This window comes from Nitrospira sp. M1 (genome assembly GCF_965152605.1).
This window is the reverse complement of record NZ_OZ224217.1, coordinates 1,863,950-1,882,592: the sequence shown is the minus strand read 5'-3', so window position 1 is coordinate 1,882,592 and position 18,643 is coordinate 1,863,950. Positions and strand designations below refer to the sequence as shown.

General features: G+C 51.0%; 7 protein-coding genes. 1 reads left to right on the top strand and 6 read right to left on the bottom strand.

From position 1 onward, the window contains the following. Positions 1–202: 202 nt before the first annotated feature. Positions 203–1,045, top strand: coding sequence for a ribosome biogenesis GTPase YlqF (ylqF, locus tag ACWHX8_RS08600; protein ID WP_447971541.1), 843 nt, complete (start codon positions 203–205; stop codon positions 1,043–1,045). Positions 1,046–1,055: 10 nt separating this feature from the next. Here the strand turns inward: ylqF and ACWHX8_RS08595 are convergent, their stop codons facing one another. The 6 genes from ACWHX8_RS08595 to ACWHX8_RS08570 form a co-directional block, all read right to left on the bottom strand. Further along, the gene (locus tag ACWHX8_RS08595) at positions 1,056–1,598 is read right to left on the bottom strand and encodes a YIP1 family protein (RefSeq protein WP_447971540.1); all 543 of its coding nucleotides are present in this window, start codon (positions 1,596–1,598) and stop codon (positions 1,056–1,058) included. Between the two features lie 67 nt (positions 1,599–1,665). Beyond that, a complete protein-coding gene (locus ACWHX8_RS08590) occupies positions 1,666–2,070 on the bottom strand; it encodes a hypothetical protein (protein ID WP_447971539.1) in 405 nt (134 codons plus the stop codon). 670 nt (positions 2,071–2,740) lie between these two features. Further along, positions 2,741–4,057, bottom strand: coding sequence for a TolC family protein (locus ACWHX8_RS08585; RefSeq protein WP_447971538.1), 1,317 nt, complete (start codon positions 4,055–4,057; stop codon positions 2,741–2,743). 278 nt (positions 4,058–4,335) lie between these two features. Continuing rightward, positions 4,336–5,643: an HlyD family type I secretion periplasmic adaptor subunit gene (locus tag ACWHX8_RS08580; RefSeq protein WP_447971537.1), complete on the bottom strand. Its 1,308-nt coding sequence runs from the start codon at positions 5,641–5,643 to the stop codon at positions 4,336–4,338. Further along, positions 5,640–7,376, bottom strand: a complete 1,737-nt coding sequence (locus ACWHX8_RS08575; protein WP_447971536.1) for a type I secretion system permease/ATPase — start codon at positions 7,374–7,376, stop codon at positions 5,640–5,642. The genes ACWHX8_RS08580 and ACWHX8_RS08575 overlap by 4 nt, the downstream gene beginning before the upstream one ends. 477 nt (positions 7,377–7,853) lie before the next feature. Beyond that, entirely contained in the window at positions 7,854–18,641 is a 10,788-nt protein-coding gene (locus ACWHX8_RS08570; RefSeq protein ID WP_447971535.1) for a calcium-binding protein, read from the bottom strand. Positions 18,642–18,643 lie beyond the last annotated feature (2 nt).

Here is an 18,643-nt window from a genome sequence, read left to right as displayed (position 1 = left end):
AAAGACTTGGACAATAAAAAGGCGAGGAAGTCGGACAAGGCGTGAATTCGCGCAAAGACGCGCGGTGCTGACGCTGATCCATAACAGGGTTATGAGAGTACAGTATGAGCGGACAAGATAGCAAACCAACTATCGTTCATAGTATGGTTCAGTATGTGGTCGCGATACGTGACCATGTTTATCAGATGTTGAGGATGTCACGATGACGGTACAATGGTATCCAGGTCACATGACCGTAGCACGTCGAGAAACCGCTAAGACCATGGCAGCCAGTGATGTCGTCATCGAAGTGTTAGATGCACGCATGCCGGAAGCCAGCAGTAATCCTGTGATCACGGAACTTCGACTGGCTTGCCACCGCCCGTGTTTGAAGGTGTTGAATAAAGCCGACCTGGCTGATCCCACTATCACGAAGTCCTGGCTGAAGCAGTACAACCAAATGGCGGACGTTTCGGCTGTAGCTATCTCTTGCACTCATCCCGGTCAGACAGCCAAAGTTCCGACTCTCTGTCAACCACTGGCTCCACATCGCAACAGTCCAACGAAACCGCTACGGATGTTCATCACAGGCGTGCCGAACGTGGGAAAATCCACGCTCATGAATATGCTGCTGAAACGCCGTCTCGCAAAAGTCGGCGATCAACCGGCTGTCACCAGAGTCCAACAACGTCATTCGCTGAGCAGCAACATGACGCTCATTGACTCACCAGGCCTGTTGTGGCCAAAAATCGAAGATCCGAATGTGGGACTGCTGCTTGCCACGATATACGCAATTAGCGCCAGAGTTGTGGTTGACGAAGAAATTGCCGAATTTCTCGCAACCATTCTCCTTGCGCGCTACCCTGCATTACTTGCAACGCGCTACGGAGTGGCCTCCGAGGGACTCGATGGCTCTGACGTACTCGACGCCATTGCCATCAAACGGGGTTGCTTGAGAAAAGGAAAAGGAGGTGAATTAGATAGAGAAAAAGCCGCAAAAATTCTGCTAACGGATTATCGTCACGGCAAACTTGGACGAAGCAGCTTAGAAATTCCTGGAGAATAAAATGTCGAGATTAGTTCTCCAGCATCGGATCAGGGACCCCACCAACCAACGTCAGCAATAGTGCGGCGACCACAGCCTGTACAATCCACCCAATTAAACAAACGCCAATTGCGCGATACGTGCTCTGGTAATCCAAGGCTTGGCGAACGGCAATGACCATCGCCACGAGCATCCACGCACTGGCGATGAAATTCACCAGCGTACCCAAGCCTGGAAGTATAGCCAGCACGCGAATCATCCCAGGAGCACTTGAAAAGCCGACCGTCCGTAACAGTTCCCCATGATCTGCATGAGTTTGCGGTTCGGGCAAGAGTTTCGTACCAATGAGATAGGTTAACAGCGCCCAGATATACCATCCAATCAAGGACCCGACCGTGCCGACCACCAGCCCCATGAGTCCACCGTGTTGCATAAACCCAACCCCGCCAGCCAGGCTCGATAAGACCACGACCGCCATGGCTTGGCCCATCGCACTTTTGTCTGCCTCAACTTCTTCATAGAGATGGACATCGAGTTTAGCCGCACGAATCATCCGATCAACAAACGGAGTCATAATGGTCGATCTCCTTCATTCCGAACACAGATGCCTATCATAGGCTAAGGTGGCAACTCTTCCTTCGTCAGTATCCTCGCCCACTACCACCGCGTCCCATCCGATCAAATGGAAGCGCCTTATACCGTTTTTCCAATTCTGGATTTTCACTCAAAAATTCCATGACGGCTGTCTCATCGGCAAAAATTTCTGGACTCCGCAGACGATAGTCCTCCACACTCAGATCATGCTTCGCCAACAGCGTACTGAGCTTCTCATTGATATCTTCACCAATTTCCTTCATTTTCTCTGGCGACGGTCGTTCACCACCGCCATAGGCCTGCCCGCCGGAAAAATACTCTGTCATCATCTCGCCTATTTCAACTCGAGCCTGGACAAACTTCCCAACGTCACTCGGGTCGGCCCCCAATCCCGTCCCCACCCACAAAAGCACACCGAAACAGATTCCTAAACACATACGTGTGATAGCCATAATGTGTCCTCTTCAGTAAAAGTGATGAATTGACTAGGTACATACGAATACCCCTAGCATAACATCTCCACAGTGCGCGGCGCATGCCAACTCTTAGCAAAAAAACATGAAGTCTGTCACCGAGACAAGTTACAGATCTTGATGTACACAGATTTTGTGAAATTATGTTCATGTACCCAATAGGATACATATTATAGCGAATCCCAATACGTTCCAGCTGAGGTCGATCAACTATAGCGAAACCAAATAACTTTCACCCGAATTTGCATCATGTACACAGCGCAAAAACACACGTCGTACAGACGGAAGTAAATTTGAACGGCTATAGCCCCGCGCGATGACTCACTCAAGCATGTTTCAACGAATGGAAGGTTATCCCCGCTTGAATGTCCTGACAATGCTTGACGTGTTCTCTCACGTATTGGATATCACTCGTGTACAAGATGGCGTGTTATCGTTTCGGAATAACTGAAACGGCTATAACAGTTCCACTTTAAAGAAGGACTCCCTTCTTCCAGACTCTGAATTCACTCACGATGTGAATAGCGATTGTTAAGGTCTTTACGGTAGAAAAATCACACTCGAGTGCATGACGAGACGTACACGACACGAACATGGACTGGATTGCGTCAAACGTAAGAAGAACAGACTACGGGGTAGGAACATGCTATCAGGATACATCCAGAACTCTGCCTTGAGCTCGTGCCAAGTTAATTCGAGCAGCGTTAAAATTAAACAAAGCCTCAATTCGATTATCACGCGCCGTTGCGACAGAGGCTTGAGCATCCGTGACTTCAATATTTGTCGCCATCCCCACGGCAAACCGAGTACGTGCCAACTTGACTTCGGTCAGAGCCAGCGTTAACCCTTCTTCGGCTTCTTTGACCTGCAGCTTGGCAGAGCGTAACGAACGGACTGCGTCTCGAACTTCTAACGATATTTGGTCTCGGATATCCTGCGTCTTGATCATTTCCTGACGAATACGACTCCGGCTTTCAGAAATCCGACCTTCTCGTTGCCCTCCATCAAAAATTGGGATCGTCATCATGAGTTGCAGATTGTCATTTGTGAGCATATTGGACAGTTTATTCCCAATCAATCCAACATCGCCAGACGCTTGAATGGACGGCACGCGTTCAGTTTGCACCGAACTCAACGTCAGATCAGCCAGGCGTTCTTTTCGTTTCTGCACCTTCAGCTCAGAGCGATTGTCTTCAGCCACCTGCAACGCCTCAGTCAGAGTTTGCTCACGCACCGACACCATTCGCAAGCTATCAGTCAAGACCAGATCGATATCAAACGATAGACCGATCGCACGAAGTAAATTCAGTCTCGCACGATCACGTTCATTTTGCGCTACCAACCATCGCTGTCTCGCATTCTTAAATCGTACATGTGCACGATTGACATCTAAACTTGTCGCCATGCCGGCTTTTCGTCGCTTGGTCGTGAAACGAAGCAGCTCATGATTGAGTGCAACATCAGCCTCTCGAGCTTTTGCCGTTTCCTGTGCACGGAGCGTTTCCAAGTACACGAGCCCAACCGTGGCCATCGTATCGCGCGTGGTGACTTCTGCGTCCAATCCTGCAACCTCCACCCCCATTTTCGCGGCACGCCACTTTTGAATAAGGCTCAAACTAAAGACATTCTGTGTTAACAAGGCGCGTGTTTCATACAATCGATCGGGGTCAGCCACAATTGGCGCTCGACCAAATGAACCGAAAAACAGGCGGCGTCTCGCCCCACTCATTCGCCCAGAAAGGTTCGGAAGCAATTGCCCAAGTTGCGTATCGGCAGCCCCCTGAGCTTCAGCTACCCGCTCCTGAAACAGACGCACACTGGAATTTTGATCAACAGCAGCAGCCATGGCATCTCGCAAACTCAGTCGCAAAGTCGGGCGTGCGCCTAGGCTTCGCAGATCGTCTGACTCTGCCCAACATACTTGCACGCAACCAAGGAGCGTGAACAAGAGAAGGGTACAGGTCATACTCTGTTTGTTAGAGAGTAATCGTCTCACTCTCTCTATGTCGGTCAGCAAGCCAATTTCTTAAAACAAGAGGATTGGTACAATGGGAGGCGGAAGGCGGAAGCATGCAAAGGGAGAAAGTCTTACATCATGCCAGAGGGTTTGTTTAGAACGATCAAGTCTTATGAATAGTGCATTGAGCGTATGGCAGGAAACGCACAGACACCATACATGAACAGGAATATGGCCTGGAGGAACAGAAAATACTGCACCATTCAAATAATTTCGTCACATCTTCATTATTCTTTGAAGGCATGAACGAGATGATCTTCGAGGGGTTTGACAAGATAAGAAAGCACTGTGCGCTGATGGGTTTGGATGAACGCCTCTACAGGCATACCAGGCAAGAGAGCCTTCCCCTCAAGTTTGCGTAACTCGTGTTCTGGAATGGACAGACGTGCAATATAATAACTCATTCCGGTCGCTTCATCATGAGTTAAATCGGCTGAAATGGTCGAGACCTGAGCCAATAATTCCGGTGTCGTGCGTTGATGAAACCCCGGAAACCTGACTGTCGCATGTTGCCCCCCGACCACTTGATCGACATCCGTCGGTTGCAACCGTGTCTCGACAATTAGGACATCTTCACGAGGCACAATCAGCATCAATGTCTCTCCAGCACGAATCACACCGCCAATCGTGTGAACAGCAAGCTCATGAACATACCCGGTTCGTGGAGCACGAATTTCCACGCGTTGAAGCTTATCAAGGGCCGCGATTCGTTCTTCACGTAATTGCGTGATTCTGGCACGAACATCTTGCAATTCTTCTAACACTTGTGACCGAAATTCATCCTCAAGCTGAAGAATTTGAAGACGCCGTTCGCTTACGGTCTCATGGGCTTGAGCAATCTGTGCAATGAGTTCACCTCGATCCCCGGATAGTTCTGCACGATCACGTTTCAGCGCCGTAATTTCCGAAGCCGTGACCAACCCTTCCGGAAGAAGAGGCTCCAGTACGGTTAATCGCTCATTGATCAGTGTAATATTTTCAGACTTTGCATCTCGTTGAACTTCAAAACCATCGATCTGTTCTTCAAGTTGAGAAATTTGTTCATTCAATTGTCCTTTACGCCCGCGAAGAGTTGATGTTCGAACCTTTTTTAACGCGCGTTGATCTGACAAGCTGCTGGCGATCGCAGAATCGTGCACTGCCTGCTCATGTAGGTCTTGGGGGTAGGTCAGCCTACCCATTCCATCTCGTTCAGCCACAAGCCGCGCTTCCTGTGCAGTCAGCTTGCCTAATTCACCCATTATCATCGCCAAATTTGCCCGCACAACCGTATCATCTAAGTGCACGAGCAGATTGCCGGCTTCGACAACGGCTCCATCCTGAACGTGAATGGACTTCACTATACCACCCTCTTGATGTTGCACTCTCTTCGCATTGCCTTCAACGACGATCACGCCTGAAGCAATCACGGCACCGTTAATTTCTTGAACCATCGCCCAACTCCCCACACCTCCGACAAGAAGGAAAATCAACAATACACTGACGATCAAATGTCGGTTGAGACTGCCGGCTATCTGTTGTTCCGTGTGTGTCATGACTTCACAGTTTCCATACCCGTACCTGAATGGCATGCCGAACGGGTCACTTGAGCCAACACCTCAGCCTTCGAACCAAATGCGCCTTGTCGCCCCTCTTTGAGATATACGAGTTGATCAACTGGTTCAATGGCACTTGGTCGATGCGCCACCACAATCACGATGCTACCACGAGCTCGCATCGTGGTAATGGCTTCCCGGAGCGCCACATCGCCTTCATGATCCAAATTGGAATTCGGCTCATCGAGGACGATCAAAAAGGGATGCCCATAGAGCGCACGCGCCAATCCGATGCGTTGGCAAAGGCCCGCTGAAAGCCGTCCTCCGGCTTCACCAATCACCGTGTCATACCCTCTCGGCAATGAGGTAATGATGTCATGAAGAGCAGACAAACGCGCTGCGGCAATAATAGACTCGGATGTGGCATCGGGCTCAAACCTGGCAATATTTTCGGCAACCGTCCCATCAAACAACTCCACATCTTGCGGGAGATACCCAATCGATTTTCCCAGCGTCGTCCGGTCCCATTGATCGTATTGGGCCCCATCGAGTCGCACATCACCTTTGACCGCAGCCCACACTCCAACCAATGCTCGAACAAGACTCGTCTTTCCTGACCCTGACGGTCCGATGACTCCCAACCCATCCCCCGCCTCTAAACGGAACGTGACACCTTGAATGACAAGGGTTCGCTCACCAGGGGCAGCAAGGGCAAGTTGTTGAACATCTAAAGAGTGTGTTGGCGGAGGAAGTTGAGTTTCAGGTGTCGTGACCATACCGACTCGAAGAGACTCGGCTAAGTTCTTTGCACCTTGGCGAGCGCTTAAAAATCCGCGCCAATGTGCGACGGCTTGCTCCACAGGAGCCAACGCTCGTGAAGTCATAATCGATGCAGCAATCATCACTCCTGGCGAAATATCTTGACGAATCGCCAGCCACGCTCCCAATGCCAGCACAGCGGACTGCAACATAAAACGAAACGTCTTGATGCTGGTACTAAAGAACGTCGAATGATCGATTGCCACACCTTGCATCCGAAGGTAATCGGCATTGTCCTTCTCCCAACGTTGGATAAACGCGCTCAACATGCCCATGGCTGTCAAGACTTCAGCATTTCGTCGCGTTGCTCCGACTATCGCGGTACGTTGCGCAACACATTCAGCCAATTGCTTCGTAGGTCTGCGGCCCACCATTTCATTCAATCCAATCAACACAGAAATGATCAGTGCGCCAACCAGCGCAAGCCAGCCTAAGTACGCATGAAACACAAAAATAATACCCAAGTAGACGGGCATCCACGGCAGATCAAACATGGCGGATGGCCCAGGACTCGACAAGAACTGCCGAACCGAATCTAAATCGCGCACAGAGTCACGCCCCTGGAGCTCCGGACCAAAACGCAGGGAAAGGGAGACATTCGCAGCTAAACTATTGCCAGAAAACCGATCATCGATCCATGCGGCAATCCGTGCGAGACAGCGCAACCGCAACCCTTCCAGCAGACCGTAAAAGAGATATAAACCTCCAACCAACCCGGATAAGACGACAAGCGTGGGAACACTCCCGCTCGTCAGAACCCGATCATAGATTTGCAACATAAACAGGGGGCCGGTGAGCATCAACACGTTAATCACCAGGCTGATCAACCCCACGATAATAAACGCCGTCTTTCGGAGCGAAAGCGCCTCGACAATGGGGGAAACCACAGGCTGTCTTGAATGAGAATTCTTCATAGCTCAACTCAGGCGAATGCTAAAAAATCTTGGCAACGGTTACTCCGAAAGATCAGGGCACTGGCGATTCAATGTTCGACAGACAAGATCATCATCACGTCATCCTGCATCACAAGCGGCCATGACGAAAGAGACTCACACGCTTGACTCGCCGCTCATCGTGTCTCCGATCATCATCGCGAACATTGCACCCCGGACACCATTCCCCATTTGAATGGGATAGGGCGAACAACGACATGCAACAATTCCATCCTGTTCGCACCAGCAGACAGGAACGGCAGGCAACCGCAGGTACCACAGAAAACAACCGCCACGTTGATGAGATTGGCAGCAGCCGTTACAGGCTAGAAACGTATTATGCTATTTCATCTCTGCCCCCAGTATATTTCCAAAAAAAATCGGCCCCGCTTATGAAAAAGGGGGCCGATTGAAAAGGCGTTGACACGATGAGCTCATCACTCAGTCATAAAACACCACTTATACAAACTGAAAGTCATCTTGATGAAGATGGCTCACAAGAACATTCTCAAGCGTAATCGAATTCTCTGCATCAATCGTAATCGTCGTATTGGCTCCATCGTCAGATGCTGCTAACAGGACATCCTCGAATGACGTAAATGCATTCGTTTCCACAACATCATCGGACGCCTCCCCAGCTGTAAAATCCGTCACCGTATCATGACCGAAAATCGTATCGCGAAACACGAAAGTATCATTGCCAGTTCCACCCGTCAGGATGTCGTCACCGGCAAACCCTGTGAGAAGATCGCCCTGTTCCGTCCCAGCAAGTACGTCTGACACAGATGTGCCATCGATCAGCCGGGACCTTACATTGGATTCTGTCCACACCGTGCCATCATCAAACACAATCTGTTCAATACGGTCTGATTTGGTCGTGATTCCATTCACCAACGTGACACGATCTTCAGTACCAAGGAAGGTTAAGACTATTGTATAGTTCCCCTCTCGGCTTAAATTGACGTCTTCCGTTGCATAATCATGAAGCACTAACTTGTCTGTATCGTACCACCCATTGTCGTCGATCCGGTCCTGCCCATCGCCGCGTGTGAAGACATACGTATCCGAGCCATCTTCCCCATGGAGGGTATCGTTCCCTAACCCGCCGACTAGCTCATCGGCCCAATTATACCCCACAATCACATCATCGCCCGCAGTCGTCTCTTGGGCCACCACCTGGTCACGCATGGCCCCTTCCGTCCACACGGTGCCATCGTCAAAATGCACTTCTTCAATCATATCGCCCTTTGTCGTAAACTCATTCACAATTGTGATTTCATCATCCGTGCCCAGGAACGAAAGAATCACCGAGTAGCCTCCGTCTCGCTGTAAGCGCACCTCTTCCGGCGTATATCCATGAATCAGGAGTTTATCCGTATCATACCACCCGTTATCTTCGATCAGATCCTGTCCATCGCCACGTGTGAAGACATATGTGTCAGAGCCATCATCTCCATGCAGTGTGTCGTTACCCAACCCTCCTGCCAGCACATCACTGCTCTCAAAGCCCACGATCGTGTCATCCCCTTCCGTGATGGCTTCAGTCAAGATCCGCTCTTGCAATATACTCGGAGTCCAAAGAGTTCCATCCTCGAACACAATCTGCTCGAGTCCATCGGCCCACCCATCAAGTGCCCGAATGATCCTCACTTGATCCTCCGTTCCGACAAATGTTAACACGATCGTCGTGCTCGTCCCCTCCCGGCTCACCTGGACTTCGTTTGGCGTATAGCCGTTGAGCAACAGTCGGTCGGTCGAAAACCAGCCATTGTCCTCAATGACATCTTGTCCATCACCTCGCGTGAACACATACGTATCGGATCCCTTCTTGCCGTGCAGCGTATCGTTGCCCAATCCGCCTGTCAGCACATCAGCAGTCTCGAAGCCCACGATCGTCTCATCCCCGTCAGTAGCTGCTTCGGCCAGCACTCGCGCACTCAACGCTGACGAAGTCCAGACGGTCCCATCATCAAAAACAATCTGTTCAATTTCATCGTGTCCATCCAAGAGGCCGTTCACCAACGTCACCCGATCAGTCGTCTCGGAAAAACCTAGCTCAATTGTATACGAAGTTCCCACACGATTGAGACTCACATCATGTGGGGCATACCCATGAATACGCAACGTATCAGTCGAATACCAGCCATTGTCCTCAATCACCTCCAGGCCATCCCCGCGTGTAAAATGATACGTATCGGATCCCTTCTTGCCGTGCAGCATATCGTTCCCCAACCCGCCTGTCAGCACGTCATCGGTCTCGAAGCCTACGATCGTGTCATCCCCGTCTGTGATGGCTTCAGTCAGTATCTTTTCTTGCAATGTCGAGGGGGTCCAGATTGTCCCGTCTTCAAAGACAATTTGCTCAAGCCCATCGGCCCACCCATCAAGTGCCCGAATGATCCTCACTTGATCCTCCGTTCCGACAAACGTTAGCACGATCGTTGTGCTCGTCCCCTCCCGACTCACATGGACTTCGTTCGTCGTATAGCCGTTGAGCAAGAGTCGGTCGGTCGAAAACCAGCCATTGTCCTCAATGACATCCTGTCCATCACCACGCGTAAAGATGTATGTATCCGATCCTTTTTTTCCATGCAGCGTATCATTACCTTTCTGACCCACGAGCGTATTTGCGCTACTCGTGCCCGTGATGGTGTCATCAGCCGCGGTCCCATTCAAGGCATTGGCATAATCCGTCACGAGCGTTTCGATGTCAGAACGATTCCAGGCCTCTCCATCGGAAAATACGATTTGCTCTAATCCCAATCCACCTGAGGTGAATTGATTTGTAATCTGAAGCACATGTTGCGTAGCAATGACCGTGACGAACAGATCAGCTGCTGTTCGCGCAAACGTCAAATCAGTACGTGAGAGATCCGAGAACTGTAAAGAGTCGTGGTCTTCCACAACCGTCCCCGTATCCTCAACCGTATCGCTGCCATGGCCACTGGCGTAGTAATACATATCGCCACCCTCTTGACCGTCAGACATATCATTGCCCAGGCTCGACACGAACACATCGTCATGCGGCGTTCCCCAAATGGTATCGTCCCCATTCGTCCCGACGAATGGAACAAGTGTAAAGACCTTCCCACGATCCCATTGACTCCCATCGGCAAATTGGATGACTTCCACTCCATGGGCCGCATCGATAAAATAATTCTCCATCGTGAGCGTTTCGCCAGTCGCATTGATGGTCAGCAGCAGATCTTGCCGTTCGTGACCACTACGCGTGACCGAGACATCGGCTTCTGTGAGTCCCGATAATTCCACTCGGTCGATATCCTCCTCCGCACCATTCTCTTGAATCACATCATGGCCGGCACCAGCACCAAAGACATAGGTGTCGGATCCGCCCATGCCGCCGAAGACATTTGCGCCTGATGAGCCGACAAATCGGTCATTGCCCGACCCGCCGATCGCATTCTCAATGCTCACGAATGTTTCCACCGTGTTGGAATCGGAGACGTTTTGCTGATCGAGATTCACCACGAGATCGTCGAGGCTTTCACGATAATCCACCGTGTCACTGCCTAGTCCGCCATCAAACGAATCAAGACCATCGCCTCCGCTTAGCGTATCATCCCCGTCTCCACCATAGAGGACATCGTCGCCAGACAATCCATGGAGGACATCGTCGCCCGCTCCGCCGTCGATCACGTCAGAACGATCCTCGAACCCATAAATCGTGTCATCCCCATCGGTGCTCGCATCAGCCAAGAGACGCGCAAGCAGGTCATCACCGGCCCACACGGTTCCATCGTGAAAAACCAACTCCTCAATACCCTGACCTGATCCGGCTAATTGATTCTTGAGTACCATCGACCCCGCAATACCCTGCAGATGAAGACGAACATCGAGGCCTTGCGTCCCGATACGTTCCAGCGTCAAATCGACAGGCACCAAGCCCGCACCTAATTGAATGACATCTCTCCCGAGGGCATCCTCACCTTCAACGATCACATCATGCCCATCCCCAAGATCATAGACGTAGGTATCCGACCCATCATGCCCCGTGAGCATGTCATCACCACCACCGCCGTCAAGCAAATTGTCGCCGTCGGTGCCGGCAATATCGTTATCCTCGTCCGAACCCAACATCGTCCGCGCCGTCATGTCCGCTTTACTCAGGACTTGGCCATCGGCAAACGCAAACTGCTCGATAGAATACCAGCCGGTATAATGGTACTGAGACCGAATCGTGAGCGTATCAGCCGTATCCTTTATCTCAATCACAAGGCGGGTGTCATCGCGTGAGACCCACAGATCATCCGGCGTAAGCGTACCACCGAATTCGATCGTATCGGTATTGGCATGCAAAATACTGACAAAGCTGTCGGATACGGTGTCGTGACCATAGCCGCGATCAAACACATAGACATCATTTCCTGAATTGCCGCGTAGGTAATCGTCGCCAGCTCCGCCATCCAAGCGGTCACTACCGACAAATCCATCAATCACATCGTCGCCGCTCGTCTTGGCATCGGCCAGTACTTGCGTTTTCAGATCATTGATAAAGAGTGAGCTATCCGAACCTTCAAAATACAACTCCTTGATTCTGTTAAAGTTTGCATTTCCACCGAAATAGCCCTCGATGGTCAGTGTAGACCCATCCGGCAAGTGAACGGTTACCGTATTCGAACTCCCCTCTCGGGACAACCTGATGTCATCAGGCGTCAATGCGCCGGTAAAGATCACCTTGTCGTCATCGCCGCTGAAAATACTGGTGCGAGCTTCACGGATCGTGTCATGGCCGTAGCCCAACCCGAACATATAAGTATCATTTCCATTGCAGCCCGAAAGATAATCGTTCCCCGCGCCACCGTCTAAAACATCGTCACCCTCAAATCCATAGATCGTGTCGTCGCCATCCGTTTGGGCGTCCGCGAGCAAACGTAATTGAATATCATTCATGAACAGCGAGGTTTCAGATCCTTCAAAATAGAACTCTTCCAGACTGTTAAAATTAATACTCTCAGCAAAATACCCCTTGACGGTCAACTGTGAACCATCGTTTAAAAAGATATCTAACGTATCGGCATTGCCTTCGCGTGACAGCGTAATGTCGTCAGGCGTTAACTCGCCAGTGAAAATCACTTTGTCATTGTTGCCACTAAAAATACTGGTGCGGCCCTCTCGAATCGTGTCATGGCCATAACCTAGACCAAAAATATAGGTATCGTTTTCATCACCACCAGAGAGGTAATCATCACCCGCGCCGCCGTCCAACACATCTTCACGAGAAAAACCGTAGATGACGTCATCGCCATCCGTGCTTTTATCTTCGAGCACGCGACCCATCACGTCTGAGGCACTCAGAGTGACCGTCTCACCAGCAATGTCAAACTGAAATTGTTCGATCCGGTCAAACCAACGAACGCCAAACACTCCGGTATAGGTAGCATTGAACTGCCCACGCGCAGTGACGCTATCGGTATCAGATACGCGAACGATCAGGTCTTCACTATTGCCATCTCGGTCAAATATCACCTGATCCAACGCCACCTCCGCTCCGAATTGAATGGTATCCGTCGAGCCAGAGAGAATATTGTCTTGACTATCTTTGATCACATCATGATCGTAGCCGAGATCGAAGATATACGTATCGTTTTCATTACCGCCGGACAAATAATCATCGCCAGCTCCACCATCCAACACGTCTTCTCGAGAAAACCCGTAGATCGTGTCGTCGCCATCCGTCCTGCCGTCCTCCAACACGGTCCTCATCACATCTTCCGCCGTGAGCGTCACCGTCTCCCCATTCACCAGAAACTCGAACGCTTCGATCCGGTCAAACCAGCGTGTGCCGAAAGAACCGGTATACGTCGCGTCGAATTGTCCGCTGACTGTCAATGTATCCTCGGCAGAAACTCCAATGATCACATCTGAACTGTTGCCGTTTCTTGTGAACGTCACTTGTTCGAGCTCGACACCCGAGCCAAACCTGACCGTATCGGTCTGCCCGGACAAAATATTGTCCAGGTTGTCCTCGATGGTGTCATGCCCGTACCCCACGTCATAGATATACGTATCATTTTCATTGCCGCCGGAGAGATAGTCATTCCCTGCGCCGCCATCCAGCACGTCTTGATAGTCAAATCCGTAAATGGTGTCGTCCTCATCCGTCTTCTGTTCGGCAACCACCTGTGTCAACACATCAAACCATTGCAGCGCTGTGCCGTCGGCAAAGATCAGGTATTCAATCCGGTCAAACCATTGGGTCCCAAACGAGCCGGTATACGTCGCATCGGCAAACCCTTGCAACGTCAGCGTATCGCCAGTCTGATCAAGGGTGACCACAATATCGTGGGATGACCCTTGACGCGAGAACGAAACGTCATCAAACGCAATGTCCTGACCGAATACCAGAAAGTCCGGATCATCCACCAACACATAGGTCAACCGGTCCTGCGCTACATCGTGCCCGTACCCTTCATCGAAGAAATATATGTCGCCACCATCACCGCCAGAGAGATAGTCATCGCCCGCACCGCCATCCAGGTGATCGGACTCCCAGGTTCCTGTGATGGATTGATCGGTGTCCAAGGGCCGCGACACAGCCTCGGCAATCTCAAATGCCCGCCAGACAGTCCCGTCAGCAAAAATCACTTCGTTGATCCCGCGATCGGGGTTCACGTTCCCACCAAACAAATGTGGCTTTTCGCCAATGAAATGTTCAAGGATTCGTAGTTCATTGGCCGGATTATTGACTGTCGTCACCACAAGATCGATTCCATCACGGGTAAAGACCAGATCCTCAGGCGTGTAGTGAGCAAACCGCAGCATGTCTTCGGAGTTCTTGGTCAACGGCGCTTCGTAGTCGTCAATGATATCGTTACCGAAATCCCGGCCTACCACGTACACATCATGCCCGCCTTCGCCTTTCAAGATCTGATCACCCGCACCGAGGTAAATCAAGTTCTGCCCGCCATCACCTACGACTTCACCGCTACCCACAACAAGCATATCCTCAGGAATCCCCAAGTCGATGGCCGCGGTCTTCAGGTCAATTGCCAACCCAACGTTCTCATATGCCGCCACAATGTTGGTAAACACAAACGAGTACGAGGGCGTAAGATGATCATCACCAAAGCGTTGAAAGCTTTCGCCCATTACATCCAAAATGGCTTTCCAGTCTTGTAACCACGCGGAATCACCACTCGTCTCACCTGGGGCATCGGCAAAGATGGCTTCGAACGTGGGCACCAAGTCGCGATTGGTCGTCGCCTTAATGCGATCGTGTTCCACTTGATATTCCAGCCCGACAAAATACGATTGCAACGGCCCTTGCATCGCCAGCTTCACCGCCAAGACATCCATTCGCTCGATCATGAATTCAATTGTGCCTTGGAGCGCGGCAATGGCGGCATCGTTTCCCGCTTCCACCCGCTCAATGGCAATCTCTTCCCCCATAAAACGCTCGAGGAATTCAATCTGCCGTCCTTCAATCGTCTCCCAAGCGCCTTCAGCCGCTGGAAGAAAGGCCAGAATATCCTCGATAGTCGGTTGGAGAATAGTTTCCCCAGCAGCATCCCGTATGGTCGTCCCGCTGGCTAAGGCCCAACTTCCATCCACATTCTGCACAGCAAAATCTTCAATAATCGTTGCCCCAGGGGTACGGTACACAAAGGCATGCACATCGGGTTGAGGTTGAGGAGGAGTATTGGGATCCACGGGCTCAAGGCTCTGCACCGGCACCGCTGCCGCCCAAGCCTCCAGCACGGGAATCGTCCGCTCGCGCAACGTCTCCAACTTCGGCGTAGCGAGCGTCGGTAATACCGAGTCCAGAGTATTCTTGAGATTGCCGGTCGCATCCAACGTCAACGCCACATGTAAGTCATTCAACGTGCCATGGCCTGTGAGGTTGGGCAGATGCGCGACGGTGGGATCTATCGTCGAATCTCCTAACCATTTGGAATCGTAATTATTAATCTTGAATTTGATATCGGCGATTTCATTGGTCGTACCATCCGTGCGCGTAAAGCTGCCAGTTTCGGCTACAAGATTGTTCGCGTTGGTCTCACTGCTTGCCGTCGCGGTGAGCGAGATGGATTCAATTCCAGCATCTTCCAAAGACGAGAGTTCGCCCTCATCCACCTTGGCGTTTTGATTCAGATCCTGCCACACGCGCAGCTCTGAAAAGATGGCGTCATTGATATCGATCACACCATTTTCATTCGTATCGTGTTCGGCCAGTTCCTCAAACCCCGAGGTCGTGGGCGAGCCAAACAGTTCCCGAATATCATCAATCTCCCCATTGCCATTGATGTCATGTACCAACAATCCATCATCTGACTGCACCCACCCCGTTTGCTCCGCAAAACCGTCACCATCTAAGTCAAAGAGGGGCGACTGTGTCGTCCGTGCTGTGAGTTCCAAGCCATCGCCATCCAAATCGAGAACCAATGGATCAACGCCGGAAAAATACGATTTTCCGGTCATCGCCTTCATGTAATACCCAAAGAATGTTTCAAAGAAATCAAACAGCCCTTGACTCCAGCCTTCCCAGCCCTTGCGCACTTCAACCTCAATCTCAATCACGAGAAGGCCCGCCGTGCGCTCACTGAATGGATCCGTCGGATCGACCTTGGCATTCGCCACATACGTCGCATTCGGGTTAGCCTTGGATCCCCCGGTGAGGGGGCTCCAAATAACTAACTCTCCGTCCGTATTCTTGCCATAATGGATAGCCCCGATGGGGTTGTACGCCCACGACGACTCCGACTGCTTATTTTTCACTCCGCCTGTCAGATCCCACAGCCCAAAAAACGAGATCCGGTCTTCCGGCTTGGCATCGGTGATTAATGTATTTTTTGACAGCCAGAAGGTATCTTGGCCGTCACCTCCTTGCACTTCCGCTCCAAATGTCGTCGACCAAATAGTATCATTGCCATCCCCGCCAAAAATCTTGGTTCCTTCCCCACCAAAGGAGTGAATCGTATCATCATGATCACCCCCGTAGATTTCCAGCCGAAGATCCTCCCCTGCCATCGCGCTATCAGCAACCCCGGGGTGAACCAGCGATCCTGCCGTGAGATACTCTGGATTCTTCACGATAATCGTATCGTTCCCTTTACCCGCATCGATCTTGCCGAATCGCATGGTATCATCAAACCGATCTTTCCCATCTGTGAGAATCAGCTCTTCTGCCCCACTAATGCGTAAGGCGCTATCCCCAACCCGTGTCGCTCCGTCTTCGGTAACCGTACCTTGACTAAAGTTGGCAAACGATGCACGGTCATAATCGGCTCTGGTAAAGATTGTGTCTGCCCCACCCCCAGCCTTGCCAAGATCCAACTCGAGGTCGGCATCAAGCCAGGCCTGCTCCACAACAACCTCATCTCCTCGTTCTGACAGAATGACGTTCTCGATATCGACCAGATAATCTGTACCAGACTTCCCGGAGTTCTGATCCGTGATGGTTAGTTTGATCGCATCAGTGCTCCCAAGAGTAGCGTTGTGGTCAAGCTCAGCAAGAGAGAGCCCAAACGCAGCGAGTGCAGACGTTCCTTCCCGCTCATCAGACAATCGATATTCCACAGTGTCGTCGGAGCTTCCCCCAATATACACATCATCTTCATTCGAACGACCATCGGCTGATTCTTCGGTCACCAGATCGATGATGCGATCCTTGCCTGTGCCTCCCACGATAATATCCTTACCCGTCCGACCGTACAGTGTATCCTCCCCCCCACGCGCGACAATAATGTTGTTATCACTATTTCCATCTATCTGGTCTCCTTCCCCAAGGGCCACGAACAGACTGGTGGTGTGTTCATCGTATGAAGGGGGATTACCTCCACGCTCTGGGTCGTTTCCACGTTCTGCAAGCTCCACAGTGAGCGAACCAGATTCAAGAGCAAAATCAATTCGGTTGATGACACGGGCATTATTCGTAATAGCGGATCCATACAGCTCCTGCATGGCCGCGAGAATGGTATCAGCCTCCACTTCTTCGATAAAAAAGTTATTGACAATGGTTTGGATTCCGTCGACCATGACGTCTTGATCTGGATGATCGGCCCCGATATTCCACAGGTCCTTAGCCAGGTCAGCCTTCAAGACCGTGTCATTATTTGAAAGACCTAAAAATCCCTCTTCAGGCCTCCAGTCGGTGTGGCTCTTGTAGTTCACCTCGCCCAACGCCATCTGCCCCGCAAACTGCACAATGGCCTTCGCCAAATCTGGAAGTGGATTCCCATGCGCAGTTGGGATCTTTCCCTCCGTCACTAATTTTCCCAGCTCATCGGCGTCATCAAATAAGGCGCGAATCCCCGTATTGCCGAATACCAGCGTACCGTTACCGTGATCATCTGTATCAAGCGCAGAATAGGCGATGGCTGACAGCATCTTGTCGGTCTCTGAATATCGCCCCTGTGTGTCCGCTGGTTTAAAACCAGCTTGCTCTGCGACTTCAGTAGTAAAAATCGCATTAATGAGAGCGGGACCAATGCTCTCCCAGTCCAAATGTGCATGTTCTTGCCCAAACATCAGTGTCGTAAGAAGGGCTTGCGAGTGCAGATCAACCGGATTTTGAAAAAAAGCATGACTGTCGTAATAGGTGGTAGGCATATCTTGATACACCCGGCCAGCTGTCAGGATATCGAGGAGTTCTCCTGTCACGGCATACCCTTGCAGGTTAGTACTAAGCAACGGCGCAAACGGATCCTCATCGTTATAAAAATCTTTTCGGAATTGATCCCACACCGCGCCTCTCGTGTCAGCATGCCCATAGGCGGTTTCAACCGCGAGCTCAAATGGCATGCTGTTAAAGATCTTTGCATCCTCGTGATACAACGCACCAATGAAGCCAGCAAGCCCACCACCCAGCGAATGACCGGTTAAGGTGGCTGATCCAGTCAGTGGATTACCAGTCTGCGTTCCAGTCACCGCCTGATAAAACTCAGCAGCCAAGCGGGCCTGCTCGCTCGTGCCTGACCCAGCTCCTGTGCCATAACCATTCCAAAAGTCACCACCTTGGTCATTCCAGGGCAATGTGGCAAAGCTGTCTGTCCCCCGATAGGAAATGATCGTTTCGCCATTCCACTCATACGCCACGGCGTAGAAACCGGCGGCTTGGGCTTCCGGTGAAATATCTTGTTCAATTACGGTTGCATTTCCAATTTTTGATCCAAGCCCACCAAGGCCGTCAGGATCATTAGCTCCACCATCGTTTATGCCAGCATTGTATCCACGGTTATAAGAATCCATTGATAAGATTGCTAAAAATAGGTCTCTAGAAATAGCCACAA

Coding starts and splice junctions, on each gene's coding strand:
- ylqF (WP_447971541.1), top strand. CDS start 203: ATGACGGTACAATGGTATCCAGGTCACATGACCGTAGCACGTCGAGAA.
- ACWHX8_RS08595 (WP_447971540.1), bottom strand. CDS start 1,598: ATGACTCCGTTTGTTGATCGGATGATTCGTGCGGCTAAACTCGATGTC.
- ACWHX8_RS08590 (WP_447971539.1), bottom strand. CDS start 2,070: ATGGCTATCACACGTATGTGTTTAGGAATCTGTTTCGGTGTGCTTTTG.
- ACWHX8_RS08585 (WP_447971538.1), bottom strand. CDS start 4,057: ATGACCTGTACCCTTCTCTTGTTCACGCTCCTTGGTTGCGTGCAAGTA.
- ACWHX8_RS08580 (WP_447971537.1), bottom strand. CDS start 5,643: ATGACACACACGGAACAACAGATAGCCGGCAGTCTCAACCGACATTTG.
- ACWHX8_RS08575 (WP_447971536.1), bottom strand. CDS start 7,376: ATGAAGAATTCTCATTCAAGACAGCCTGTGGTTTCCCCCATTGTCGAG.